General features: G+C 62.7%; 15 protein-coding genes. 6 read left to right on the top strand and 9 right to left on the bottom strand.

Annotated features, from left to right (window positions below; all coding sequences use genetic code 11):
- Nucleotides 1-41: 41 nt before the first annotated feature.
- On the bottom strand, nt 42-479 hold the full coding sequence (locus VJR90_00905) for a Fur family transcriptional regulator (GenBank protein ID HKV96034.1): 438 nt from the start codon (nt 477-479) through the stop codon (nt 42-44).
- A 166-nt stretch (nt 480-645) separates the two neighbouring features.
- Here VJR90_00905 and VJR90_00910 point away from each other — a divergent pair, with 166 nt between their 5' ends.
- The gene (locus VJR90_00910; GenBank protein ID HKV96035.1) at nt 646-1,197 is read left to right on the top strand and encodes a GspH/FimT family protein; all 552 of its coding nucleotides are present in this window, start codon (nt 646-648) and stop codon (nt 1,195-1,197) included.
- Nucleotides 1,198-1,271: 74 nt separating this feature from the next.
- Here the strand turns inward: VJR90_00910 and lspA are convergent, their stop codons facing one another.
- Genes lspA through murJ form a run of 4 tightly spaced genes read right to left on the bottom strand, consistent with a single transcriptional unit; the run spans nt 1,272 to nt 7,153 of the window.
- Nucleotides 1,272-1,775 carry a signal peptidase II gene (gene lspA, locus VJR90_00915; GenBank protein HKV96036.1) on the bottom strand — a complete coding sequence of 168 codons (504 nt, stop codon included), beginning with the start codon at nt 1,773-1,775 and terminating at the stop codon, nt 1,272-1,274.
- The gene (gene ileS / locus VJR90_00920) at nt 1,772-4,585 is read right to left on the bottom strand and encodes an isoleucine--tRNA ligase (protein ID HKV96037.1); all 2,814 of its coding nucleotides are present in this window, start codon (nt 4,583-4,585) and stop codon (nt 1,772-1,774) included. Before ileS ends, lspA begins: the two co-directional genes overlap by 4 nt.
- Before the next feature lie 25 nt (nt 4,586-4,610).
- The gene (ribF, locus tag VJR90_00925; GenBank protein HKV96038.1) at nt 4,611-5,549 is read right to left on the bottom strand and encodes a bifunctional riboflavin kinase/FAD synthetase; all 939 of its coding nucleotides are present in this window, start codon (nt 5,547-5,549) and stop codon (nt 4,611-4,613) included.
- A 38-nt stretch (nt 5,550-5,587) separates the two neighbouring features.
- On the bottom strand, nt 5,588-7,153 hold the full coding sequence (murJ, locus tag VJR90_00930; GenBank protein ID HKV96039.1) for a murein biosynthesis integral membrane protein MurJ: 1,566 nt from the start codon (nt 7,151-7,153) through the stop codon (nt 5,588-5,590).
- Nucleotides 7,154-7,365: 212 nt separating this feature from the next.
- Between murJ and rpsT the strand changes: the two genes are divergently transcribed.
- Entirely contained in the window at nt 7,366-7,632 is a 267-nt protein-coding gene (gene rpsT / locus VJR90_00935; GenBank protein HKV96040.1) for a 30S ribosomal protein S20, read from the top strand.
- Between the two features lie 99 nt (nt 7,633-7,731).
- Here the strand turns inward: rpsT and VJR90_00940 are convergent, their stop codons facing one another.
- Together VJR90_00940 and VJR90_00945 are read right to left on the bottom strand one after the other, a co-directional pair.
- Nucleotides 7,732-8,208 (bottom strand): SgcJ/EcaC family oxidoreductase, encoded by a 477-nt coding sequence (locus VJR90_00940; protein HKV96041.1) that lies wholly within the window; start codon nt 8,206-8,208, stop codon nt 7,732-7,734.
- Between the two features lie 139 nt (nt 8,209-8,347).
- On the bottom strand, nt 8,348-10,507 hold the full coding sequence (locus tag VJR90_00945) for a prolyl oligopeptidase family serine peptidase (GenBank protein ID HKV96042.1): 2,160 nt from the start codon (nt 10,505-10,507) through the stop codon (nt 8,348-8,350).
- A gap of 242 nt (nt 10,508-10,749) precedes the next feature.
- Between VJR90_00945 and VJR90_00950 the strand changes: the two genes are divergently transcribed.
- The 4 genes from VJR90_00950 (at nt 10,750) to VJR90_00965 (ending at nt 15,203) form a co-directional block, all read left to right on the top strand.
- Nucleotides 10,750-11,325, top strand: coding sequence for an RNA polymerase sigma factor (locus tag VJR90_00950; GenBank protein HKV96043.1), 576 nt, complete (start codon nt 10,750-10,752; stop codon nt 11,323-11,325).
- Entirely contained in the window at nt 11,322-11,840 is a 519-nt protein-coding gene (locus tag VJR90_00955; protein ID HKV96044.1) for a hypothetical protein, read from the top strand. The genes VJR90_00950 and VJR90_00955 overlap by 4 nt, the downstream gene beginning before the upstream one ends.
- Nucleotides 11,837-12,772: a DUF4097 family beta strand repeat-containing protein gene (locus VJR90_00960; protein ID HKV96045.1), complete on the top strand. Its 936-nt coding sequence runs from the start codon at nt 11,837-11,839 to the stop codon at nt 12,770-12,772. The genes VJR90_00955 and VJR90_00960 overlap by 4 nt, the downstream gene beginning before the upstream one ends.
- 235 nt (nt 12,773-13,007) lie before the next feature.
- On the top strand, nt 13,008-15,203 hold the full coding sequence (locus tag VJR90_00965; protein ID HKV96046.1) for a DUF5916 domain-containing protein: 2,196 nt from the start codon (nt 13,008-13,010) through the stop codon (nt 15,201-15,203).
- Here the strand turns inward: VJR90_00965 and VJR90_00970 are convergent.
- Nucleotides 15,175-16,125 (bottom strand): DMT family transporter, encoded by a 951-nt coding sequence (locus VJR90_00970; GenBank protein HKV96047.1) that lies wholly within the window; start codon nt 16,123-16,125, stop codon nt 15,175-15,177. The genes VJR90_00965 and VJR90_00970 overlap by 29 nt on opposite strands.
- A 166-nt stretch (nt 16,126-16,291) precedes the next feature.
- On the bottom strand, nt 16,292-20,736 hold a 4,445-nt coding region (gene uvrA / locus VJR90_00975), incomplete at its 5' end, for an excinuclease ABC subunit UvrA (protein HKV96048.1).

The raw sequence follows: 20,736 nt of genomic DNA on the forward strand, positions 1-20,736 counted from the left end.
AGCGCGCGGGAGTATAGCGGATGACAGTAGGGGCGTAAATCTCAGCGCCGGTGGCGGCGCCGCAAACGCACGATAACTTCCACGCCATCCTGCTCGGTGCCGAGAGGCGGCGCCGGAAGTTTCGCAAATTCGACTTGTTCCGGAGGAATGTCGGTCAGTTCGCCGGTATCCGCATTGTAAAAATGGTGATGCGCATGCGTGGTCGGGTCATAAAATACGCGTGCGGGGTCCACAATCACTTCGCGTATCAGACCTTTGTCGGACAGCAGGCGCAGCGTGTTGTAAACCGTCGCTTTGGAGACCCTGGCGTCGCCGCGATTCACCGCAGCGAGAATCTGATCCGCGGACACATGCTGTGGCTTGCAGAACAGCAGCTCGGCGATCTGCAGGCGCTGGGGTGTCGGCGTCACGCCCCGGCTTGCGAGTTCGGTCGCCAAGGCCCCGCCGCTCAAGGGTGCGAATTCGAATGTGTGCATCATGATGGTTACATAAGCTCCGGACTGGCAAGTATAGGCAAATGGTTTGGCCGCTGTCCATGCCGGCCATTCCTGCCTGCTGGCTTCCCTGCGGTGCTACGGCCTCAGCCCTCGGCCGACGGCCACGTCGCCGCCGATGCGCCGCCGGCGTAAACTGCGGACTCACGCCATGTCATCCAGGAAGGAAAACATGCGCAGGGAATGCGGATTTACTTTTTTGGAATTGCTGACTACCGGCACTCTGCTGCTGGTCCTCGTCAGCCTTGCGGTACCCGGTTTCACCCACGTTGTGCGCCGGAATCGTGCGACTGCCACGGTCAATGAACTGCACGCAGCGCTCAACTTCGCGCGCCAGAGCGCCATTGTGCGCAACAGCTACGTGGTACTGTGCAAAAGTGCGGATGGCCAACGCTGTGACCACAGCCTGCCGGACTGGAATAGCGGCTGGCTGATATTCGACAACCTGAATCGCGACAGTGCGGTGCAGGTCAATGCGGGCGAACCCGTTTTACGCGTGCATGGTTCGAGCAAGACCGGGGCGCGCGTCGTCAGTAACCGCAATTCATTCACCTTTCGGCCTATCGGTACCAACAGCGTCAATGGCACGCTGCGCTATTGTTCCGAGGACCGCAGACACGACGGCGCGCTGATCATCAGCGTCACGGGACGTGTGCGGTATTCGGACCAGCCCAACAGTGACACCAACTTGTCCTGCCCGTGATCCCGGCGCCAGCCAGTCTGAAAATTTCTGGCATCACATCAGACGCAAACACTTTTTGACCCTGGTGCGCTTGTTCAGGTCGTGGTACGCCTGCGGGAAAACAAGCCTTCCAGGATGAGCATGGCCGCGCCGACCGTGATGGCGGAGTCCGCCAGGTTGAAGGCCGGGTAATACCAGCCCTGATAGTGGAACTGGATAAAATCAATCACGTAGCCGTACCACAGCCGGTCAATGACGTTGCCGAGCGCCCCGGCCAGCACCAGAGCGAGCGCGCATGACCGCCAGCGGTTTTCCCGGCGTGGCAGGAAACGCAGCCACACGACGATGGCGGCACTCACGACCAGGGCCAGGATGGTGAAAAACCAGCGCTGCCAGCCGGAGGCGCTGGCGAGAAAACTCCAAGCGGCACCGGGATTGTGGATCAGCACGAGGTTGAACACCGGCAGCACCCGGATGGAATCGTAAACCGCGAGGTGGCTCACCACCAGCCACTTGCTCAACTGATCGAGCACGATGACCGCGGCCGAGAGCCACAGCCAGATCCATGCGCCGTATTTCGACGGCTGCTCGGCGTTCATGCAAACTCCCTTTGCTCGCCCGATCCTTCCACGTTCTGCACACAACGCCCGCACAGCGCCGGATGTTGTGCATGCTTGCCCACATCCTCACGATGCTGCCAGCAGCGCGCGCACTTGGCATGCGCCGACGGTTTCGCGACCAGCCATACCCCCGACAGTTCAGCCGCCGCCTCGGCATTTGGCGGCCGCTGACCGGCGGGGTGCACGCGCGCATAGGAAACAATGAACAGGAATCTCAGCTCGTCCCCGAATTTCCGCAGCGCCGATGCCAGCGGAGCATCGCAATACAAGTTCACCTCCGCATCCAGAGGTGAGCCGATGCGGCCCGCGATGCGCAACTGCTCCAGTTCCTTGCGTACGGCATCGCGTACCTTGAGCAGCGTGTCCCAGGTCGCCGTGTCCACGCTCACGCGCGGCAAGGTGTGCCATTCCGCCAAGAATACCGAGGCGGCGCGCGCTCCCGGCAGGTACCGCCAGGCTTCCTCGGCGGTGAAGCTCAGGACGGGCGCGAGCCAGCGCAGCATGGCTTCAGCCACGTGATACATCGCGGTCTGGCAGGAGCGGCGCGCGCGACTCGCGGCCTGCGTGGTGTATTCGCGGTCCTTGACGATATCGAGATAGAAATTCGAAAGCTCGACCACGCAGAAGTTGTAAACCTTCTGGTAAATGACGTGGAACTGGTAATCCGTGTAGGCCTTGCGCACCTCGTCCTGCAGTTGCGCGGCCCGAGCCAGCAGCCACTGATCCAGTGCCAGCAGTTCCTCGACCGGCAACACATCGCGCGCGGGTTCGAAATCGTAAAGATTGGCCAGCAGATAGCGCAGCGTGTTGCGCATCTTGCGATAGGCTTCCGCCATGTGTTTGAGTATGTTGTCGGACACCGACAGCTCACCGCTGTAATCGGTGGCGGCCACCCATAAGCGCAACACGTCGGCGCCCAGCCGCTTGATGACTTCCTGCGGCGCAACCACGTTGCCGAGCGATTTCGACATCTTGCGGCCCTGCTCGTCCACGGTGAAGCCGTGGGTCAGCACGCCTTTGTAGGGCGCACTGCCGTGAATGGCCACAGAAGTCAGCAACGAAGACTGGAACCAGCCGCGATGCTGATCGGAACCTTCCAGATACAGATCCGCCGGATGGCCGGCACCCAATGCGAGGCGCGGCCCGCCCACGCAGTAATGCACCACGCCGGAGTCGAACCACACGTCGAGAATGTCCGGCACTTTCTCGTAGTGTTCGGCATCCGCGCCCAACAGTTCCCTGGCGTCCGCATCAAACCAGGCGTCAATGCCGGCCCGCTCGACGCGCGCGGCCACCTCTTCCAGCAGCTCCTGGGTGCGCGGATGCAACTCGGCCGTCTGCTTGTGCACGAACAGCGTGATCGGCACACCCCAAGTGCGCTGGCGCGAGATACACCAATCGGGCCGGTTGGCCACCATGCCCTCGATGCGCTGTTCGCCCCAGCCCGGCGTCCATTGCACTTGTTTGATCGCGGCCAATGCCTGCGCGCGTAAGCCATGCTGCTGCATGCCGATGAACCACTGCGGCGTGGCGCGGAAAATCACCGGTGTCTTGTGGCGCCAGCAGTGCGGATAGCTGTGGCGGATGGTTTCGTGATGCAGCAACATGCCGCGCTCGGTGAGCACGCGGATGATGTGCTCGTTGGCCTTGAACACGTGTTCGCCGGCAAACAGCTCGGTGCCCGCGACGAACACGCCGTGATTGTCCACCGGGTTGTCCAGCTTGAGGGCGTATTGCTGGCCGAGCGCGAAGTCCTCAAGACCGTGGCCAGGCGCGGTGTGCACCGCGCCGGTGCCGGCGTCGAGTGTCACATGCTCACCGAGCACCACCGGCACGGCGCGCGCGTAAAACGGATGCCGCAACTTGAGCCCCTCAAGCTGCTTGCCACGCACGACGGCGAGCGTCTTCCACTGCGCTACGCCGAAGCGTTGCATCACAACCGGCACGAGTTCGCGCGCCAGCAGCAACCGTTCATGGCCAAGGCCCGCGTCACATTCAACCAGCGCGTATTCAAAATCGGGGTGCAAGGCCACCGCCTGGTTGGCCGGCAGCGTCCAGGGCGTGGTAGTCCAGATGACGACCGATGCGGGCAGGCGGCTGTTGGCAATGCGCAGGCGCTTCTGCAGATCCGCCGGTTCAGCCACGGGGAAGCGCACATCAATGGCGGGCGAACTCTTGTCCTCGTATTCGACTTCGGCCTCGGCCAGCGCGGAGGCGCAATCCAGGCACCAGTGCACGGGTTTCAGACCTTTATATAGGTGTCCACGGCGGATGACTTCAGCCAGCGCCCGCAACTGCCTGCCCTCGTAAGCCGGCGCCATGGTGAGATAGGGATGCTCCCAGTCGCCGAGTACACCGAGGCGTTTGAAGTCGGCGCGCTGGCTGTCCACCTGTTCCTGCGCGTAAGCGCGGCAGGCGGCGCGGAACGCCTTGGCGTCCACCTTCTGGCCGACGCGTCCGAGCTTTTTCTCCACCTGCTGCTCGATGGGCAGGCCGTGGCAATCCCAGCCCGGAATGTAGGGTGCGTCAAATCCGTCGAGTGAGCGGGACTTGACCACGATGTCCTTGAGGATCTTGTTGACCGCGTGACCGATGTGGATGTTGCCGTTGGCATACGGCGGCCCGTCCTGCAGCACGAAGCGTGCGCGGCCCTTGCGCGCCTCGCGCAGCAGGCCATAGACGTCCTCCTGCACCCAGCGCTTGAGCATTTCCGGCTCGCGCTGCGGCAGATTCGCCTTCATGGCGAAATCGGTGCGCGGCAGATTGAGCGTGTGCTTGTAGTCGGTCACGGGTTTATCCATCGGCAATTATTGTTCATTGCAGGTTGCGGCCGTTGAGCCACGCGCGCGCGGCCTGCACATCACACACGATCTGTTCGCGCAGCGACTCGAGATTTTCAAAGCGGGCATCATCGCGTAAACGCGCGAGCAGTTCCACCCTCAGGCGCCGGCCATAGAGTGTGGCGTCAAAATCGAACAGAAAAACCTCCAGCACCGTGCGCAGACCGCCAACTGCCGGTCGGCTGCCCACATAGGCGGCGCCGTAACGCACACCGGCGTCCGCACCCTGTACGCGTGCGACAAAAATTCCACGCACCGGCGCGACCCGCCGGCGCAAGGCGATATTGGCGGTGGGAAAGCCGAGCTGGCGGCCCAAGCGCGCACCATGGCTGACTCGGCCGCTCAGCGAAAATGGTCGGCCCAGCAACTTTGCCGCCACCTCTAGATCGCCGGCCGCGAGGCAGGCGCGGATGCGTGTACTGCTGACCCGCTCGCCCCCTTGCATGACCGTGATTGCGGCACTCACTCCGAAGCCGTAGCGTCCGCCAGCGGTTTTAAGCAGGGCAAAATCACCGGTGCGTCCGCGGCCGAACCGGAAATCCTCGCCCACCACTACCTGGCGAACGCCCAAATCCCGGACCAGCACGTGTTCAATAAAAGTTTCAGCCGGCAGCTCCGCAAGTGCGCGGTTAAAGCGCAGGCACAGCAACCGCTGGACGCCGCAAGCGGCGAGCGCCTGGTACTTTTCGCGCAAGGTCATCAAGCGCGCGGGTGGCGCGGCTGCATTGAAATACTCCTGCGGCGTCGTCTCGAAGGTCACCACTACCGCCGGCAGGCCCGCCTCCCGGCCGCGGTCTGTCAGCATGCGTACGATTTCGCGATGGCCGAGATGCACGCCGTCGAAGTTGCCGATGCTCGCGACACATCCGCGGTGCCGCGCCTTCAGGTTCACCAAGCCGCGGATCAACTCCACGGCGCGGTCTCAGGATTATATATAAGGAGTGTCCGCAATCAGGTCACCGGCGCGCGGCGCAAATGCTGCAGGCGGAAGCCGCTCAGGAATAGTGCCAGGAAATACACCACGATGGCGGCCGCGATCCAGATCGCCAGCCATAGCGCCCGTTGTCCAGCCGCACGCACCACCCACACGTGCAAGGGATCAACCAGTCCCCAGAGCAGCGCGGCCATCGCCACATTCGCAATCAGCACCCGCCGCCACAAAAGCCGCCAGCCCCCGGTGGGCTGATACGCCTGCGCCCGTCGCAGACCGCGATACAGCAGTGCGGCATTGATGAACGCCGCGAGCGATGTGGACAAGGCCAGGCCTGCGTGCGGCGCGGCCAGCCCGCTCAACGCCCAGGGAACCGTGATCACCAGATTGAGAATTACATTAGCCACCACGGAAATCACCCCGATCCTGACCGGTGTGCGCGAATCCTGGCGCGCGTAAAACCCGGGCGACAGCACCTTAGCCAGCGTGAATCCCACGAGGCCGACGGCGTACGCCATCAGGCTGGCCTCCGCCATGCGCGAGTCATACGCGTTGAAATGTCCGTAATTGAACAAAGTTACCAGCAAGGGGCCGGCGAGAAAAAACAACCCGACCGCGGCCGGAATCGCCACCACCACCGCGAGGCGCAGTGCCCAGTCGAGGGTGGCGGAAAACCCCGCGAACGACTTCGCGGCAAAATGCTGCGCCAGGTTCGGCAGGATTACAGTGCTGAGCGCGATCGAGAATACGCCGAGCGGGAATTCCATGAGGCGATCGGAATAATACAGCCAGCTCACGCTGCCGGTCGCCAGGAACGACGCAATGATGGTGTCCACCACCAGGTTGATCTGCGTGACCGATGAGCCGAACAGGGCCGGCAGCATGAGCTTCAGGATGCGGCGCACCGCCTCGTGCCCCTCGGAGAGCCGCGGCCTCGGCAGGAGTTTGAGCCGCCACAGGAACGGAATCTGGAACGCGAGTTGCACCACGCCGGCGACGAACACGCCCCAGGCGAGCGCCATGGCGGGACTGTGCAGGTGCGGCGCCAGCCAAACCGCGGCCGCAATCAGGATGATGTTGAGCAGCACCGGCGTGAACGCCGGCACGCCGAAGCGCCCATAGGTATTGAGAATGCCGCCGGCGAACGCCGTGAGGGAGATGAACAGCAGGTACGGAAACGTGATCCGCACCATGGCGACCGTAAGTTCATATTTGCTTTCGTGGGCGCTGAAACCCGGCGCGAAAATCCACACCAGCACCGGCGCCGCGATCACGCCGATCACCGTGACCACGAACAGCACCAGCCCCAGGCTGCCGGCCACGCGGTCCGCGAGTTCCTTGACCTCGGCGTGTTCGCGGGTGGTCTTGTATTCCGAGATTACCGGCACAAAGGCGAGCGAGAACGCACCCTCACCGAAGGTGCGGCGCAGAAAGTTCGGGATCTTGAAGGCCACGAAAAACGCGTCCATGACCGCACCGGCGCCGAAAAAGCGCGCCAGCACCACATCCCGGGCGAAGCCCAGGATGCGGGACAGAAAGGTCATGCCCCCTACGAGGGACGTGGCCTTGAACAGGGCGCGGGACATGCGACGGCGGTCCAGGCGTTGAGCGCTTGAAGGCCCGCATAATACCGGCCTTCGTCGGAACCCGCCATGCAAATTGCCAGGCGCGCGGGCACACCGGCGCGCTCCAGCGCGCAAGCCGGTTTGCGTTGCGCGGCCCGGATGAAATCCGTATAGTACGCAGCCTTTGCGGCCGGTCCCGGCCTCAAATTACGGATTTTTCCAGGAGTTTCACCTTGGCCAATACCAAGCAATCCAAGAAGCGTGCGCGTCAATCGGTAGCGCATCGCGAACACAATGCGCCCCTGCGTTCCATGGTGCGCAGCCACATCAAGAAAGTCGCCAAACTGACGGCTCAAGGCAAGAAGGCCGAAGCCGCAACCGCTTACAAGGAAGCGGTGCCGGTGATTGACCGCATGGCCGACAAGGGCCTGATCCACCGCAACAAGGCCGCACGCCACAAAAGCCGCCTGAACGACGCCATTCACGCCATCAAGGCCTGAAGCTCTTTTCCCCCGAAAATATCAAAGCCGGCTCAATGCCGGCTTTTTTATTTGGCAACACTGTGTCAAGCAGGCCGCCGAACCGCGTGTGCGCCTGACTCAATGTGGGATTTGCGGCTTTGTGGCGAATGGTCGCTCGGGACGGCTAAGGGTGTTCTGAAATCCGGAAATCAACCAGCGCCCCCGTTGCTTTGTCATCACAAGCGTCTGTAAGCCGACGCGTGGTTCCGGCATGCCCGGCGGCATTTTTGCGCCCGTCATGGTCCAGTAAGCATGCGCCAGCGCGATGTCGGGAGTCAGGAACCTCACCTGCACATCGGTAATCGTGAGTGTACTTTCCCGGAAGGTGTGCGAGAAAGCCGCCGCAAGCTTGTTTTGCAATTCCGCACGGCCTTTCCACCACCAGCCGACCACGTTCACCACGTCGCAATTCTCGGTAAACAGCGCCGCGTACGCTTTGGCGTCGTGGCGGTTCCAGGCGACCGCCTGCTGCCTTGCCACGTCGCGAATTTGTACCGCATCTTGATTTTCCGCCACCGCATAAGCCGGCAGGACAAAACTCAACGCAAGCGCCAACCCGGCAATTGAACGAACCGATAACCCCATGGCTTCCTCCCTGTCTCAAGTGTTCGGTTTCGACTCCGCAGTAGCATATCCCGGGGACGATTATTACGTCACGGCTGTCACATCCGCACTCGCACGGCGCGCGGCCGAATCAGTTTGGGGCGGGCGACGCGGTAATCCCGAGGTTATGCGCCTCGAACGCCCAGACGTCGGCGGTCTGCGCGATCTGCTTGTCGGTGGGCATATACACGTGGCTGGTGCTGCCGGTGGTGCGGAGCAGGATCGGATTTGCACACGCCTGAGCACGCTGCATCTTCGCCGTAAACTTGAACTCGTGCATCGGCACCACCCGGTCATCGTCCCAAGACGTGGTGATCAACGTCGGCGGATAGCAGGTGCCCGGGTGAATGTTCTGCAGCGGCGAATACTTGATCAGCCATTCGAAGTCCTTCTTGATGTTGGAGGTGCCGTACTCCGGGGCCCACAGCGCGCCGCCGGAGAATCTCTGATAACGCAGCATGTCGAGCACGCCGTGGCCGATGTAGGCGGCGCCGAACAATTCCGGATGCTGGGTGATCGAGGCGCCGGTCAACAGACCGCCGTTGGAATAGCCCTGGATGCCCAGGTGCTTCGACGAGGTGTAGCCCTCCTTGATCAGGTACTTTGCGGCCCAGGCAAAATCATCGAAGACATTTTGTTTGTTGCCGAGCATGCCCGCCTTGTGCCAGGACTCGCCGTATTCACCGCCGCCGCGCAGGTTCGCGACCGCGTACACGCCTCCCATTTCCAGCCATACCGGCAGCATCGGATTGAAGCCCGGTGTGATGGAAATATTGAAGCCGCCGTAGCCATACAGCACGGTCGGATGGCTGCCGTCGAGCTTGATGCCCTTCTTCGCAACGATGAACATCGGCACCTTGGTGCCGTCCTTCGACGTGTAGAATACCTGCCGGGTTTCGTACGCTGCCGGGTCGAACTTCACGTCCGGCCGGAAATACACCGCCGTCGCGCCGTCCGCGACGTCGTAGCGATACAGCGTGGTCGGATAAAGATAGGAGGTGAACGCGTAGTACAGCGTCCGGGTGTCATTGCGTGCGGAAATGCCGCCCACGGTTCCCAGCGTCGGCAAATCCAGCGTGCGCAGCAACTTCCCACTGGTATCAAACAACTGCAAGCGGCTTTTCGCGACGATTTCGTAGTCCGCAAGAATCCGTCCGTCGGTCATCGCCGCGTTGGCCAGCACGCCCTCCGCTTGCGGCAGCACCACGCGCCAGCCGGCGGGATCCGGATGGCGGAAACTCGTGGCTACGACGCGGCCCCGGGGTGCATCCAGCGTGGTCTGCAGATACAGCGTGTCACCCACATGTCCGACCGGCGCGTAGGCCGCATCGTTCTGCATGTACAGCGGTTGCAGCTTGGCGCCGATGTCCGGCTTGGCCGGATTGCCGAGGTCCGCATACAACAACTGATTGTTGGGTGACGTGCCGTTCACCACGAAGACAAATAGATACTTCCCGTCGTCACTGACCGTGCCTCCCGCGATCCATTCCGGGTGGGCCGGCACGGAATAAACCAGCCGATCTGTGGACTGCGACGTGCCGAGCTGGTGGTAGTAAAGCTTCTGGTTGACGACCTTTTGGTTGATCTGGTTTTCGCCGCTCGGTGGTTGCGGATAGCGCGAGTAATAAAAACCCTGGTTGTCGTTGGTCCAGGAAATTCCAGAAAACTTCACCCACCGAACCTCATCCGGTAACTCTTTACCGGTCGCGACATCCAGCACATGCACGGTTTCCCAGTCCGAGCCGCCCTGGGAAAGCGCGTACGCGTAGTACTTGCCGTCCGGCGAAGGTACGCCGAAGGCCAGCGCGATCGATCCGTCCGGTGACAGCTTGTTGGGATCGATCAACACGCGCGGCGTGGCACCGAAGGCCTGCTGCACATACACCACCGACTGGTTCTGCAGGCCGGAATTGCGGCGGAAAAACAGCATGCCGTTGGCAAGCTGATCGGGTGTGGTTTCCTTGGCATAGTTCCACAGCGTGGTCAGGCGCTGGCTGATCCAGCCGCGCACGGGAATCTTGGCGAGATACGCATCGGTGACGGCATTCTCGGCCTCCACCCACTTGTGCAATGCCGGGCTTTCCAGATTCTCCATCCACTGATAGGGCGCCGGCACTTTGGTGCCGAAATACACGTCCACGGTATTGTCCCGGTGCGCGACCGGGTACACGAGCTTTTCCGCCGGTTGGGCGCACACAAATCCGGCCCACAGCAGGGTCGTGCCGATTAACACCAAGGCAGCTTTCTTCATGGCATTCTCCTGGTCTCGGGAATCGCGGTTGGCCGGCGGCCACCGGTAGAACATGGACAATGGGAAAAGCGTTTCGTTCTGCGGACTGGGCGCCGCATATTACCAGACGGCCGGCCGGCACCCGCCTGCATGCCCGGCCGGTGAGCATGCCTGACAGGCCTTTGCCATGGATAGCCCGCAGCCTGGCCGCATATAGTTGTGAAGCGTATAAACCATTCTGCCCGCCGCACAATCGAACGGGTATGGAAGCCGCCAGCGTGCCCCTGAGTCCACCAGGCAACCCCGCCACGAGTCGCGATGAATCGGCCGCCCTCGCCGCCCGGGCGCGGGACGGCGATGTGGGCGCGTTCGAACAGCTCTACCGAAGGCATGCGGGCCGGGTGCACAGTGTATGTCTGCGGATCACCGCCGACCGCGGTGCGGCCGAGGAATGCACGCAGGACGCCTTCGTGCGCGCCTGGGATGCGCTCAGCCGATTTCGCGGCGACAGCAGTTTCGCCACCTGGCTGACGCGCATTGCCATCAACGTGGCACTGCAGCGCCTGAAACTGGAGCGCCGCCACTTGCGGCTGGTGCAACCGGGCGACACGGAATTCATCGAGAGTCACGCGGCGCCCGAGGAGGCGCCCGATGCGGACATGGACATGGAAAAACTGATCGCAAGCCTGCCACCGGCGGCGCGCGCGGTATTCGTGCTGCACGCCGTCGAGGGCTACAGCCACGAGGAAATCGCCGCCCAAACCGGCATTGCCACGGGCACCTGCAAGGCGCACGTGCACCGTGCGCGCCAACTGCTGCAAGCGAGGTTGCAGACATGAATATCAAACCCGATGAAAAACTGGATGCGGGGCTCGCCAGGCTGCCGCGCACTATCGAGCCGGCGCGCGACCTGTGGCCCGCTATCGCCGCGCGCATTGCGGCACGCCGCAGCCGCGTGCGCAACGGCTGGAGCTACGGTGTGGCGGTGGCTGCCGTGGTGGTAGCGGCGGCCGCGATCACCTGGAGCCTGCTGCGACCCACTGCTCCGGGCACGCAGATCGTGGCCAGCGCCACGACGGACCACGGCGTAGTCACCAAGGCAGTGGACATGCTCGCCCAATTCACGGCGCAGCTGGTCAGCGATAACGGTCTGCCGCCCAAGGCGCGCGCCGCGCTGCTCGACAACCTGCGCATGGTGAACGTGGACATCCTGCATACCCAGGCGGCACTCAAAAAATATCCCGACGATGTAAACCTGCGGGCCCTGTTGTTCAATCTATATCAGCAGCAGACCCGGCTCCTGAATGAAGCCCAACAGGCCCAGGTTCAAACCACTGCGAGGACCGATATATGAAACGCATCATGCTGGTACTGACTTACACCCTGGTGTCATTCGTGACGGCGGTATGCCTGTTTACGGTGATGATGCTGGTCGCCAATTCGGCGTATGCCTACCCGGCCAATGACGGTAACGTCAATCAGACCCGTGCCGCCACGGCCAGCGCCAGCGTGCGGGTCAACAACATTGCCGGCTCGATCACGGTACAGGGCTGGAACAATAATCAGGTACAGGTCACCGGTACGCTCAGTGGCGACGTCACACTCGACATCCACGGCTCCGCCGATGACCTGGAAATCCGCGCGGTGTATCCGAACAACTCTCACAACCAATCGGAAGCGGATCTGACCATTCACGTACCGGTGGCCAGCCGCCTGTCGGTGAACACCGTGAGTGCCGATATCGGTACCAGCGGTGTCAGCGGCCGTGCACAACTGGAAAGCGTGAGTGGCGACGTGACGCTCAATTCGCACGCCAATGACATCTCCGCCAAATCGGTCAGCGGCGAGGTGACCATCACCGGCTCCGCGCCCGGTGCGCACGTGCTTGGCCACAGCATCAGCGGCGACGTGAAAATCAACGATGTGGACGGCGACGTGCAGGCCGAGAGCATCAGCGGCACGGTCAAGGTATTCGACAGCCGCCTTGATCGTGTGCGCCTGAGTTCCACCTCGGGCAACGTGGATTTTTCCGCCAAGCTCGCCAAGTCCGGGAATTATTCCTTCAACAGCACCAGCGGCAATCTGTCGCTGGCCTTTCCCGGCGCACCGGATGCGCGCTTCGACCTCTACAGCTTCAGCGGTGACATCACCAACAGCTTCGGTCCGCGCGCCCAGCGCACCAGCGAATATGGCCCCGGCGTCGAGCTGCACTTCACGAGCGGAAAAGGCGACGCCCAGGTGACCGCCCACACGCTGAGCGGCAACATCAGTCTGCGTGCGCCCTGACACCGGCTTACCGTTTGTGGGAGCGGCGATATTCGCCGCGATTGCCGAGCAAGAATCGCGACGGGGACCGTCGCTCCCACAATGGGCAGCTTTACGACAAACAGCCGATGACAGACAAGTCCACGTCAAGTTCCACTCCCCTACACAAAAACATTCTGCCCCCCAGATAGACTTTTTTTGCCGCCGGCACATCTTAGACAGGAACACGGCGCAGCCTGCGCCAGGGATGACTTCCATGCTTCGCCGTTACCCCGGTCTGGCTGGCTTGATTTTGGGTTGCGTGCTGCTCTGCCCGTCCGGCGTACGGGCCCAGCCATCCACGCCGCCCACGGTTATGGCCATGCCGGCGGACGGACCCATCACCATTGACGGTAAGCTCGACGAACCCGCCTGGCAGCATGCGGGCGTGATCGTCGACCTCACCCAGCAAAGCCCCCATCCCGGTCAGCCCACGCCCTACCATACAAAAATCCTGCTGCTGCACGACGCCCATACGCTGTACATCGGCGTGATCGCCGAGGATCCCGATCCCGCGAAAATCGCTACTCACACGCTGGTACGCGACGGCGATCAGAGCAATGACGATTACGTGGGTTTTGTGATTGACACATTTGATACCCAACGTGTGGCCTACACGTTTCAGGTGAACGCGGCCGGCGCCATGGCCGACGGGCTCCTGGCGCCCACGCCCGCCATCAACAGCAACAATGGCGTGGACTACAACTGGGACGGCATCTGGACGGCGGCAGTGAGCCGCAATGCCCACGGCTGGACCGCGGAAATCGCCATCGACACCCGTAGTCTGCAATTCGGCAAGCACGTCAGCGCCTGGGGTTTCAACGTCACGCGCAACGTGCCGCGCGATCTCCTGACGCTCAACTGGTCCGGCACCACCTTGAATGCCTCGGTGCTCAAGCTGCAATACGAAGGCACGCTCACCGGCGTGCAGAGCCTGGAACAGGGCCAGGGCTGGGACTTTCAGCCCTATGGCCTCGCCAAGTACCAGAGCGGCCGCGGCAGCACCAGCAATGTTGGTTTCGATCTGAAATACGACTTCAACCCCTCGCTCGCCGGGCTGTTCACCTACCACACGGATTTTGCCGAGGCCGAAGCCGACCAGCAGCAGATCAACACTGGCCGCTTCGCGCTGTCCTTCCCTGAGAAACGCCAGTTCTTCCTGCAAGGGTCCAATCTGTTCAGCTTCGGTTACAAGCTGGCCAATGCCGGTTTTATTCCTTATTACTCGCGCAGTATCGGTCTGGTGAACGGCGAGCCGGTACCGCTCAACGAAGGCGTGAAGCTCATCGGTCAATCCAACAGCGGATCGCTGGCGCTCCTGGACACGCAAATGGCCGGCACCGGTGTATCCGACGCCACCAACCTGTTCGCCGGTCGCGGCACCTACAGCCCCGACCAGAACCTGCAACTCGGTACGCTCATTACTCACGGCGATCCACTGGGCGCAGGCAGCAATACCTTTGTGGGCACCGATGCGTTGTGGAAAACTGCAAGTTTCAACGGCGACAAGAACCTGTACCTGTCCGCCTGGGGTGCACATTCCAGCGGTGACCTGTCCACAGGCAATGCCAACGGTTACGGTGCGAGCATCGAATATCCCAACGATCTCTGGTACGGCATCGCCCAGGTCAACGTGTTTGGCGACGGACTTAATCCCGGCATTGGCTTCCTGCAGCGACCCGGCACGCGTCAGTACTACACGGAGGCCGCTTACCAGCCGCGGCCGTCAGCCGACAGTTGGTTCAACTGGGCGCACCAGTTCTGGTTCGACGGTCACTACTCCGAGGTGGATGGTTTCGGCGCGCAGGATGGCGGCAAACAAAGCTCGGAATGGTGGTTCGGCCCGCAGATGCTCACCAACGGCGGCTGGTACTGGGAGTTCGACGTGTATCGCGACTTCGACTCGCCCACCCAAGCCTTCACGCTCGCCGGCGTAAATGTGCCCGCCGGCCGGTACACCTGGAATCGCCGGCGCGTAGTAGTGACTTCCCCCCAGTCGCAACCCTTCTGGTTTCAATTCATTGACTCCCAGGGAACCGATTACGCCGGTACCGCGCACCATCCCGGCGTCTCGCTTTTCTGGAACACGCCATCCGGCAAATTGCAATTAAACGCCTCGCAGGAATGGTTTTTCTATTACGCGCCCCAAGGCAACGGCGTCTCGCGCCTGTCCACGCTGGGCGGAACCTACTCTTTTACACCCAACCTCTACATTTCTGAATTCGCCCAGTACGACAACAGCCTTCCCGGCGTGAGCCTCAACACGCGCCTGCGCTGGATCGTCGGCGACGCCAGCAACATTTATCTGGTCTGGAACCACGGCCTGGTAACCGAAACCACCGGCTTGGGTCAGCCGGTCGTCGCCCGGGGCAATGAAGTCATCCTCAAGGTGCAGTGGGATTTCCGCGGTTGACGCCGCGGGCATTTGTGCCCGCGCGCTCGGAAAAGTTAAGCATGAGCAGCGCCGCGGCGATCAGCGCGATACCGATCCATTCCGCCAGCGACGGCCGCTCGCTCAACAGGCCCCACGCAAACAGCACGCCGGCCACCGGCACCGCGAGGCTGGTGAGGCCGGAGACGTTTGCCGGCAGACGCTGCACCACGAGCGCCCACAAGGCCCAGCCGATGCTCGAGGACAGGAAGCCGCTGTAAGCAATGGCCAATATATAACTGGTGGTCCAGTGAATCGGCCGTTCCGGAATCACCAATCCCAGAATCACCAGCACTGCCGTGCCGATGAGCATCGTCCATGCAGTCAGTTGCAGCGGCGTCACCTCGGGATGCTGATCGAATACACGCTTCGAGATCACGGTACCTATTGCCCACACCAGGCCGCTCGCCAGCGCCAGAAGAATGCTGACCGGATCGCCGACCCGGTGCCATGGCGAGATCACGCACACCAGTCCCACCGCGGCTACCGCGATGCAGATCCAGCGCAACCAGCCGGGCTTTTCGTGCAGCCACCACCAGGCGAGTGGCACCACCCAAAACGGCAAGGTGTAGGACAAAAGCGCGGTCTTGCCCGCACCGCCGGTGACCAGCGCAAGCTGCGCAAAGGTCTGGAACGCCGCGATCTGCGTGAGACCGATCACGATCGTCGGCCGCCAGGGTGAAGGCCGCAACTGCGCGGGACGGAACGCCAGCAACCCGAACAGCACCAATGTGCCCACGGCGTAGCGCAGCGCGCTGAAGGCAAACGGTCCGCTGTAATCCAGCGCCACCTTCATGATCGTCCAGTTCAGCGCCCAGACGACGGTGAGGAAAATCAGCGCCAGCCAAGCGGCGCGCTGTGGGGAAGCGGGCGCGCTCATGGAACGCGGGTTAAAGAATGACACTTAAGGCGCATGACAAACATCTTGGTTTGGAGAAGCTCCGATTCTTACTTTTTCCCGTCATTCCGGCCAAACCTGGAATCCAGGAAAATCACATTTACTGGATACCGGCCTACGCCGGTATGACGAGTTAGCGCCTGAACGATCTGTTTACCCGCAATCGTGTTCATTACGCGGCGCGTGCCGTCAGAAACGGCCTCAGCACTCGCCCGGTGTGACCGGTGCGCTGCGCCACGGTCACTGGTGCGCCTTGCGCCACGATCCGTCCACCGCCCGTGCCGCCTTCGGGGCCAAGATCAATCACCCAATCGGCCTCGGCGATGACGTCGAGATTGTGCTCGATTACCACCAGCGTGTGCCCGGCTGCGACCAGGCGGTGCAAAACCGCGATGAGTTTCTCGACATCCGCCATGTGCAGGCCGACCGTGGGTTCATCGAGCACGTAGAGGGTGGGTTTGGCGCGCTGCCGCTGTATCGCGGGTGCAGCTTTGGCAAGCTCCGTGACCAGCTTGATGCGCTGCGCCTCGCCGCCCGAAAGCGTCGGGCTCTGCTGGCCGAGCGTGAGATAACCGAGTCCCACCTGCTCCAGCAGTTCGAGCGCGCGATGCACGCGCGGCTGCGCGTGGAAAAACTCCACCGCCTCAGTCACCGTCATGGCAAGCACCTCGGCGATGGTCCGGCCCCGCCAGCGCACGGCGAGCGTTTCGCTGTCGAAGCGCGCGCCGTTGCACACTTCGCAGCGCACCCGCACGTCGGGCAGGAAATTCATTTCCACGCGCTTCATGCCCTGGCCCTCGCAGGCCTCGCAGCGCCCGCCGGAAGTATTGAAGGAAAAACGCCCCGCGCTCCAGCCGCGCAATCGCGCCTCGGGCACGTCCGCGAACAGCCGGCGAATGACGTCCCAGACACCTATATAAGTGGCCGGACAGGAGCGCGGCGTCTTGCCGATGGGCGTTTGATCCACCTCCAGCACGCGCCCCAGTACGGCCGCACCTTCGAGGGCGCGGCAACCGCGCAGCTTCGGCTTGCGCCCGCGCGCCGTCAGCAGCATGCGCAGATTGTCGTGCAACACCTCGCGCACCAGCGTGCTCTTGCCGCTGCCGGACACGCCGGTGACGCAGGTGAAGCGTCCGAGCGGAATCGCAACGTCCAGTTGTTTCAGGTTGTGCAGGTCTGCATGGCGAATCCTGAGCACGGGATCGCCGCGCCGCACGGGCCGGTGTGCAACCGCATCATGCCGCAGGGGGTGGAGGAGATAGCGCCCGGTGACGGACCCGGGATTGCGCCGGATTTGTGCCAAGGTGCCCGCCGCCACCAAGCGTCCGCCGTTACGGCCCGCGCCCGGACCGAGATCAATAATATTGTCCGCGGCCGCCATGGTGTCCTCGTCGTGTTCCACCACCACCACGGTGTTGCCCTTGTCGCACAGCCGCGCGAGCGTCGCCAGCAGGCGCGCGTTGTCGCGGGGGTGCAGACCGATGGAAGGTTCATCGAGGATGTAACACACGCCGCGCAGGTTGGACCCGAGTTGTGCCGCGAGCCGGATGCGCTGCGCCTCCCCGCCGGACAGCGTGGGCGCGGCGCGGTCCAGTACCAGATAATCCAAACCCACTTCCTTCAAGAACTTGAGACGCGCAACAATTTCCGGCAGCACATCGCGTGCAATTTCCGCAGCGCGTCCATTCAGCTTGAGCGTGCCGAAAAACGTCTGCGCCTCGTCCACGGAGAGCGCGGCCAGTTGGGCGATGTTGCGGCCCGCGAATCGGACGGCCAATGCCACGGGATTCAGCCGCCGGCCTTCGCAGTCGGGACACGGCCGCTCGCCGCCCTCCCACCATTCGTTCCACCAGATTTCCTCGCCGCTGCTCTCCGCATCGAATCCCGGCAATACCAGTCCCGTGCCATAGCAGGTTTCACACCAGCCGTGACGGGAATTGTAGGAAAACAATCGTGGATCGAGCTCCGGGAAACTCCGCCCGCAGCCAGGACAGTTGCGGCGAGTGGAAAACAGCTGCGGTTCCGCATCCTTGGTGAGCACCTGGACTACGCCTTTGCCGTAATCCAATGCACGCGCCAGCAACTCCCGCAATTCATGCTCGCTGTGTGCCGCCACTTCGAGAGTGGCGAGCGGCAATTCGATGTTGTGTTCCTGGAAACGCGACAGCCGCGGCCAAACATCGGTCTTTACGAGCTTGCCGTCCACGCGCAGTTGCGCATAACCCTTGTTGTGCGCCCACTTGGCGAGTTCGGTGTAATAGCCCTTGCGCGCCACCACCAGGGGCGCAAGCAGCGTCAGCTCCTGACTGCGATACTCGCGCACCAGGCGCGCCAGAATCACCTCGGCGCTTTGTGCCTCGATGGCCAGAATGCAGTCCGGGCAATACTGCACGCCGAGCTTTACGAACAGCAGGCGCAGAAAATGATAAACCTCGGTGAGTGTCGCCACCGTGCTCTTGCGCCCGCCGCGGCTGGTACGCTGTTCGATGGCCACCGTCGGCGGAATGCCGCGGATCTCGTCCACCTCGGCGCGCGCCGCCGGCTCCACGAACTGGCGCGCGTAGGCATTCAGCGATTCAAGGTAACGTCGCTGGCCTTCCGCGAACAGGATGTCGAACGCCAGCGTGCTCTTGCCGCTGCCGGACACGCCGGTGACCACCGTGAACCGCCCGCGCGGAATCGTGACATCGAGATTGCGCAGGTTGTGCTCGCGCGCGTTGTGAATAGATATGACGGGTTTTCTTTCCTCGTCCCTTCTCCCCATTGGGGGAGAAGCAAGGATGAGGGGGGATTTCGTCGTTTTTGTTCTATGTGCGGCCGCTTCAATGTACTCTCTCAACGCCTTCCCGGTATAGCTGTCCTTGTGCTTTATCACCTCTTCCGGCGTCCCCGTGCACACCAGCCGGCCGCCTTCGTCACCCCCCTCCGGACCGAGATCAATGATCCAGTCGGCGGCCGCGATGACATCGAGATTGTGCTCGATCACCACCAGCGAGTGGCCACGCGCCAGCAACGTGTCGAACGCACCGAGCAGCACCGCGATATCGCTGAAGTGCAGGCCGGTGGTCGGCTCGTCGAACAGAAACAGCGTGGGCTTGGCGGAAGTCTTGCTGCCTGCCTGCGCGAGATGGCCGGCCAATTTCAGGCGCTGCGCTTCGCCGCCCGAAAGCGTCGGCACCGGCTGGCCGAGCCGGAGGTAGCCTAGGCCCACGGCTTGCAGAGGTTCCAGGCCGGAGAGCACTTCCGGGTCGCCCGCAAAGAATGCCGCCGCTTCCGCCACGGTCATCTCCAGCACATCGGCAATCGAGGCGCGCCGCGCCCCGTGTTCAAGTTTTACTTCCAGCACTTCGGAACGATAGCGACGCCCGCCGCAATCGGGGCAGCGCAGATACACATCCGACAAGAACTGCATCTCGACGCGCTCGAAGCCGCTGCCTCCGCAGCCCGGGCATCGGCCATTGCCCGCGTTGAAGCTGAAGGTACCGGCGGTATAGCGGCGTTCGCGCGCAAGCGCTTCCGTAGCAAAGAGCTGGCGCACTGCATCGAAGGCGCTCACGTAGCTCGCCGGATTGGAACGCGCGGTCTTGCCGATGGGCGCTTGGTCCACCAACACCACTTCCCCAATCCCGTCGGCACCGCGCAATTCGGCGAAGGCGCCCGGAGCTTCGCTCGGCTTGCCCAGAGATTTCAGCAGCGCACGATACAGAATGTCCTCCACCAGCGTGCTCTTGCCGCTGCCGGAAACTCCGGTGATGCACACCAGGCGACCCAGCGGAATGCGCACGTCGAGATTCCTGAGATTGTGTTCGGCCGCGCCCCGCACTTCGAGCCAGGCCGCATTCGCCTGCGGCGCGCGCCGCACGCGCCGCGCGGAGACTTTTTTCCTGCCGCTCAGGTAATCCGCAGTGAGCGAGCCGCGCGCCTGCGCGAGTTCCGCCGTGCGCCCCCAGAAGACGATCTCGCCTCCGCGCTCGCCGGGACCCGGGCCGAGATCCAGAATGCGATCGGCGGCGAGCATGATCTGCGGATCGTGCTCCACCACGACCAGCGTATTGCCGGCGTCACGCAGCCGCTGCAGGATGCCGGTCACGCGCCCGATGTCACGCGGATGCAAGCCGATGGATGGCTCATCGAGCACGAACAGCGTGTTGGTGAGCGAGGTACCGAGTGCGGTAGTGAGATTAATGCGCTGCACTTCGCCGCCCGAGAGCGTGCGCGACTGGCGGTCGAGCGTCAGGTAGCCTAGGCCGACGTCGCCGAGGAAGCGCAGCCGCGCGCGGATCTCGGTGAGCAGCAGGTCGGTAGCCTCGTCGAGCGGCGCGGGCAGCCGCAACTCGTCGAAGAAGGCCCTGGCCTTCGACAGAGGCAACAGCATCAATTCGTGGATCGAATGGCCGTTCACCTTCCACAGCATCGCATCGGGCTTCAGGCGCGTGCCGCGGCAGGCCGCGCAGGGCGTATAGGCGCGGTACTTGGAGAGCAGCACGCGGATGTGCATCTTGTAGGCCTTGCTCTCCAGCCACTTGAAGAAGCGCCGCACGCCGTACCAGGTGCCCGGCCAGGACTTGCGCCAGCTCACCCAGTCGTCCTCTCCCTCGAGCACCCAGTATTTCTGCT

The sequence above is a fragment of the Gammaproteobacteria bacterium genome (assembly GCA_035279405.1).
Classification (GTDB): Bacteria; Pseudomonadota; Gammaproteobacteria; order Natronospirales; family REEB76; genus REEB76.

Excerpts from the sequence above, each read along its gene's own strand:
- lspA (HKV96036.1), bottom strand. The coding sequence starts at position 1,775 with ATGAACGCCGAGCAGCCGTCGAAATACGGCGCATGGATCTGGCTGTGG.
- VJR90_00945 (HKV96042.1), bottom strand. The coding sequence starts at position 10,507 with ATGAAGAAAGCTGCCTTGGTGTTAATCGGCACGACCCTGCTGTGGGCC.
- VJR90_00905 (HKV96034.1), bottom strand. The coding sequence starts at position 479 with ATGATGCACACATTCGAATTCGCACCCTTGAGCGGCGGGGCCTTGGCG.
- VJR90_00950 (HKV96043.1), top strand. The coding sequence starts at position 10,750 with ATGGAAGCCGCCAGCGTGCCCCTGAGTCCACCAGGCAACCCCGCCACG.
- VJR90_00910 (HKV96035.1), top strand. The coding sequence starts at position 646 with ATGTCATCCAGGAAGGAAAACATGCGCAGGGAATGCGGATTTACTTTT.
- VJR90_00965 (HKV96046.1), top strand. The coding sequence starts at position 13,008 with ATGCTTCGCCGTTACCCCGGTCTGGCTGGCTTGATTTTGGGTTGCGTG.
- murJ (HKV96039.1), bottom strand. The coding sequence starts at position 7,153 with ATGTCCCGCGCCCTGTTCAAGGCCACGTCCCTCGTAGGGGGCATGACC.
- VJR90_00955 (HKV96044.1), top strand. The coding sequence starts at position 11,322 with ATGAATATCAAACCCGATGAAAAACTGGATGCGGGGCTCGCCAGGCTG.
- VJR90_00960 (HKV96045.1), top strand. The coding sequence starts at position 11,837 with ATGAAACGCATCATGCTGGTACTGACTTACACCCTGGTGTCATTCGTG.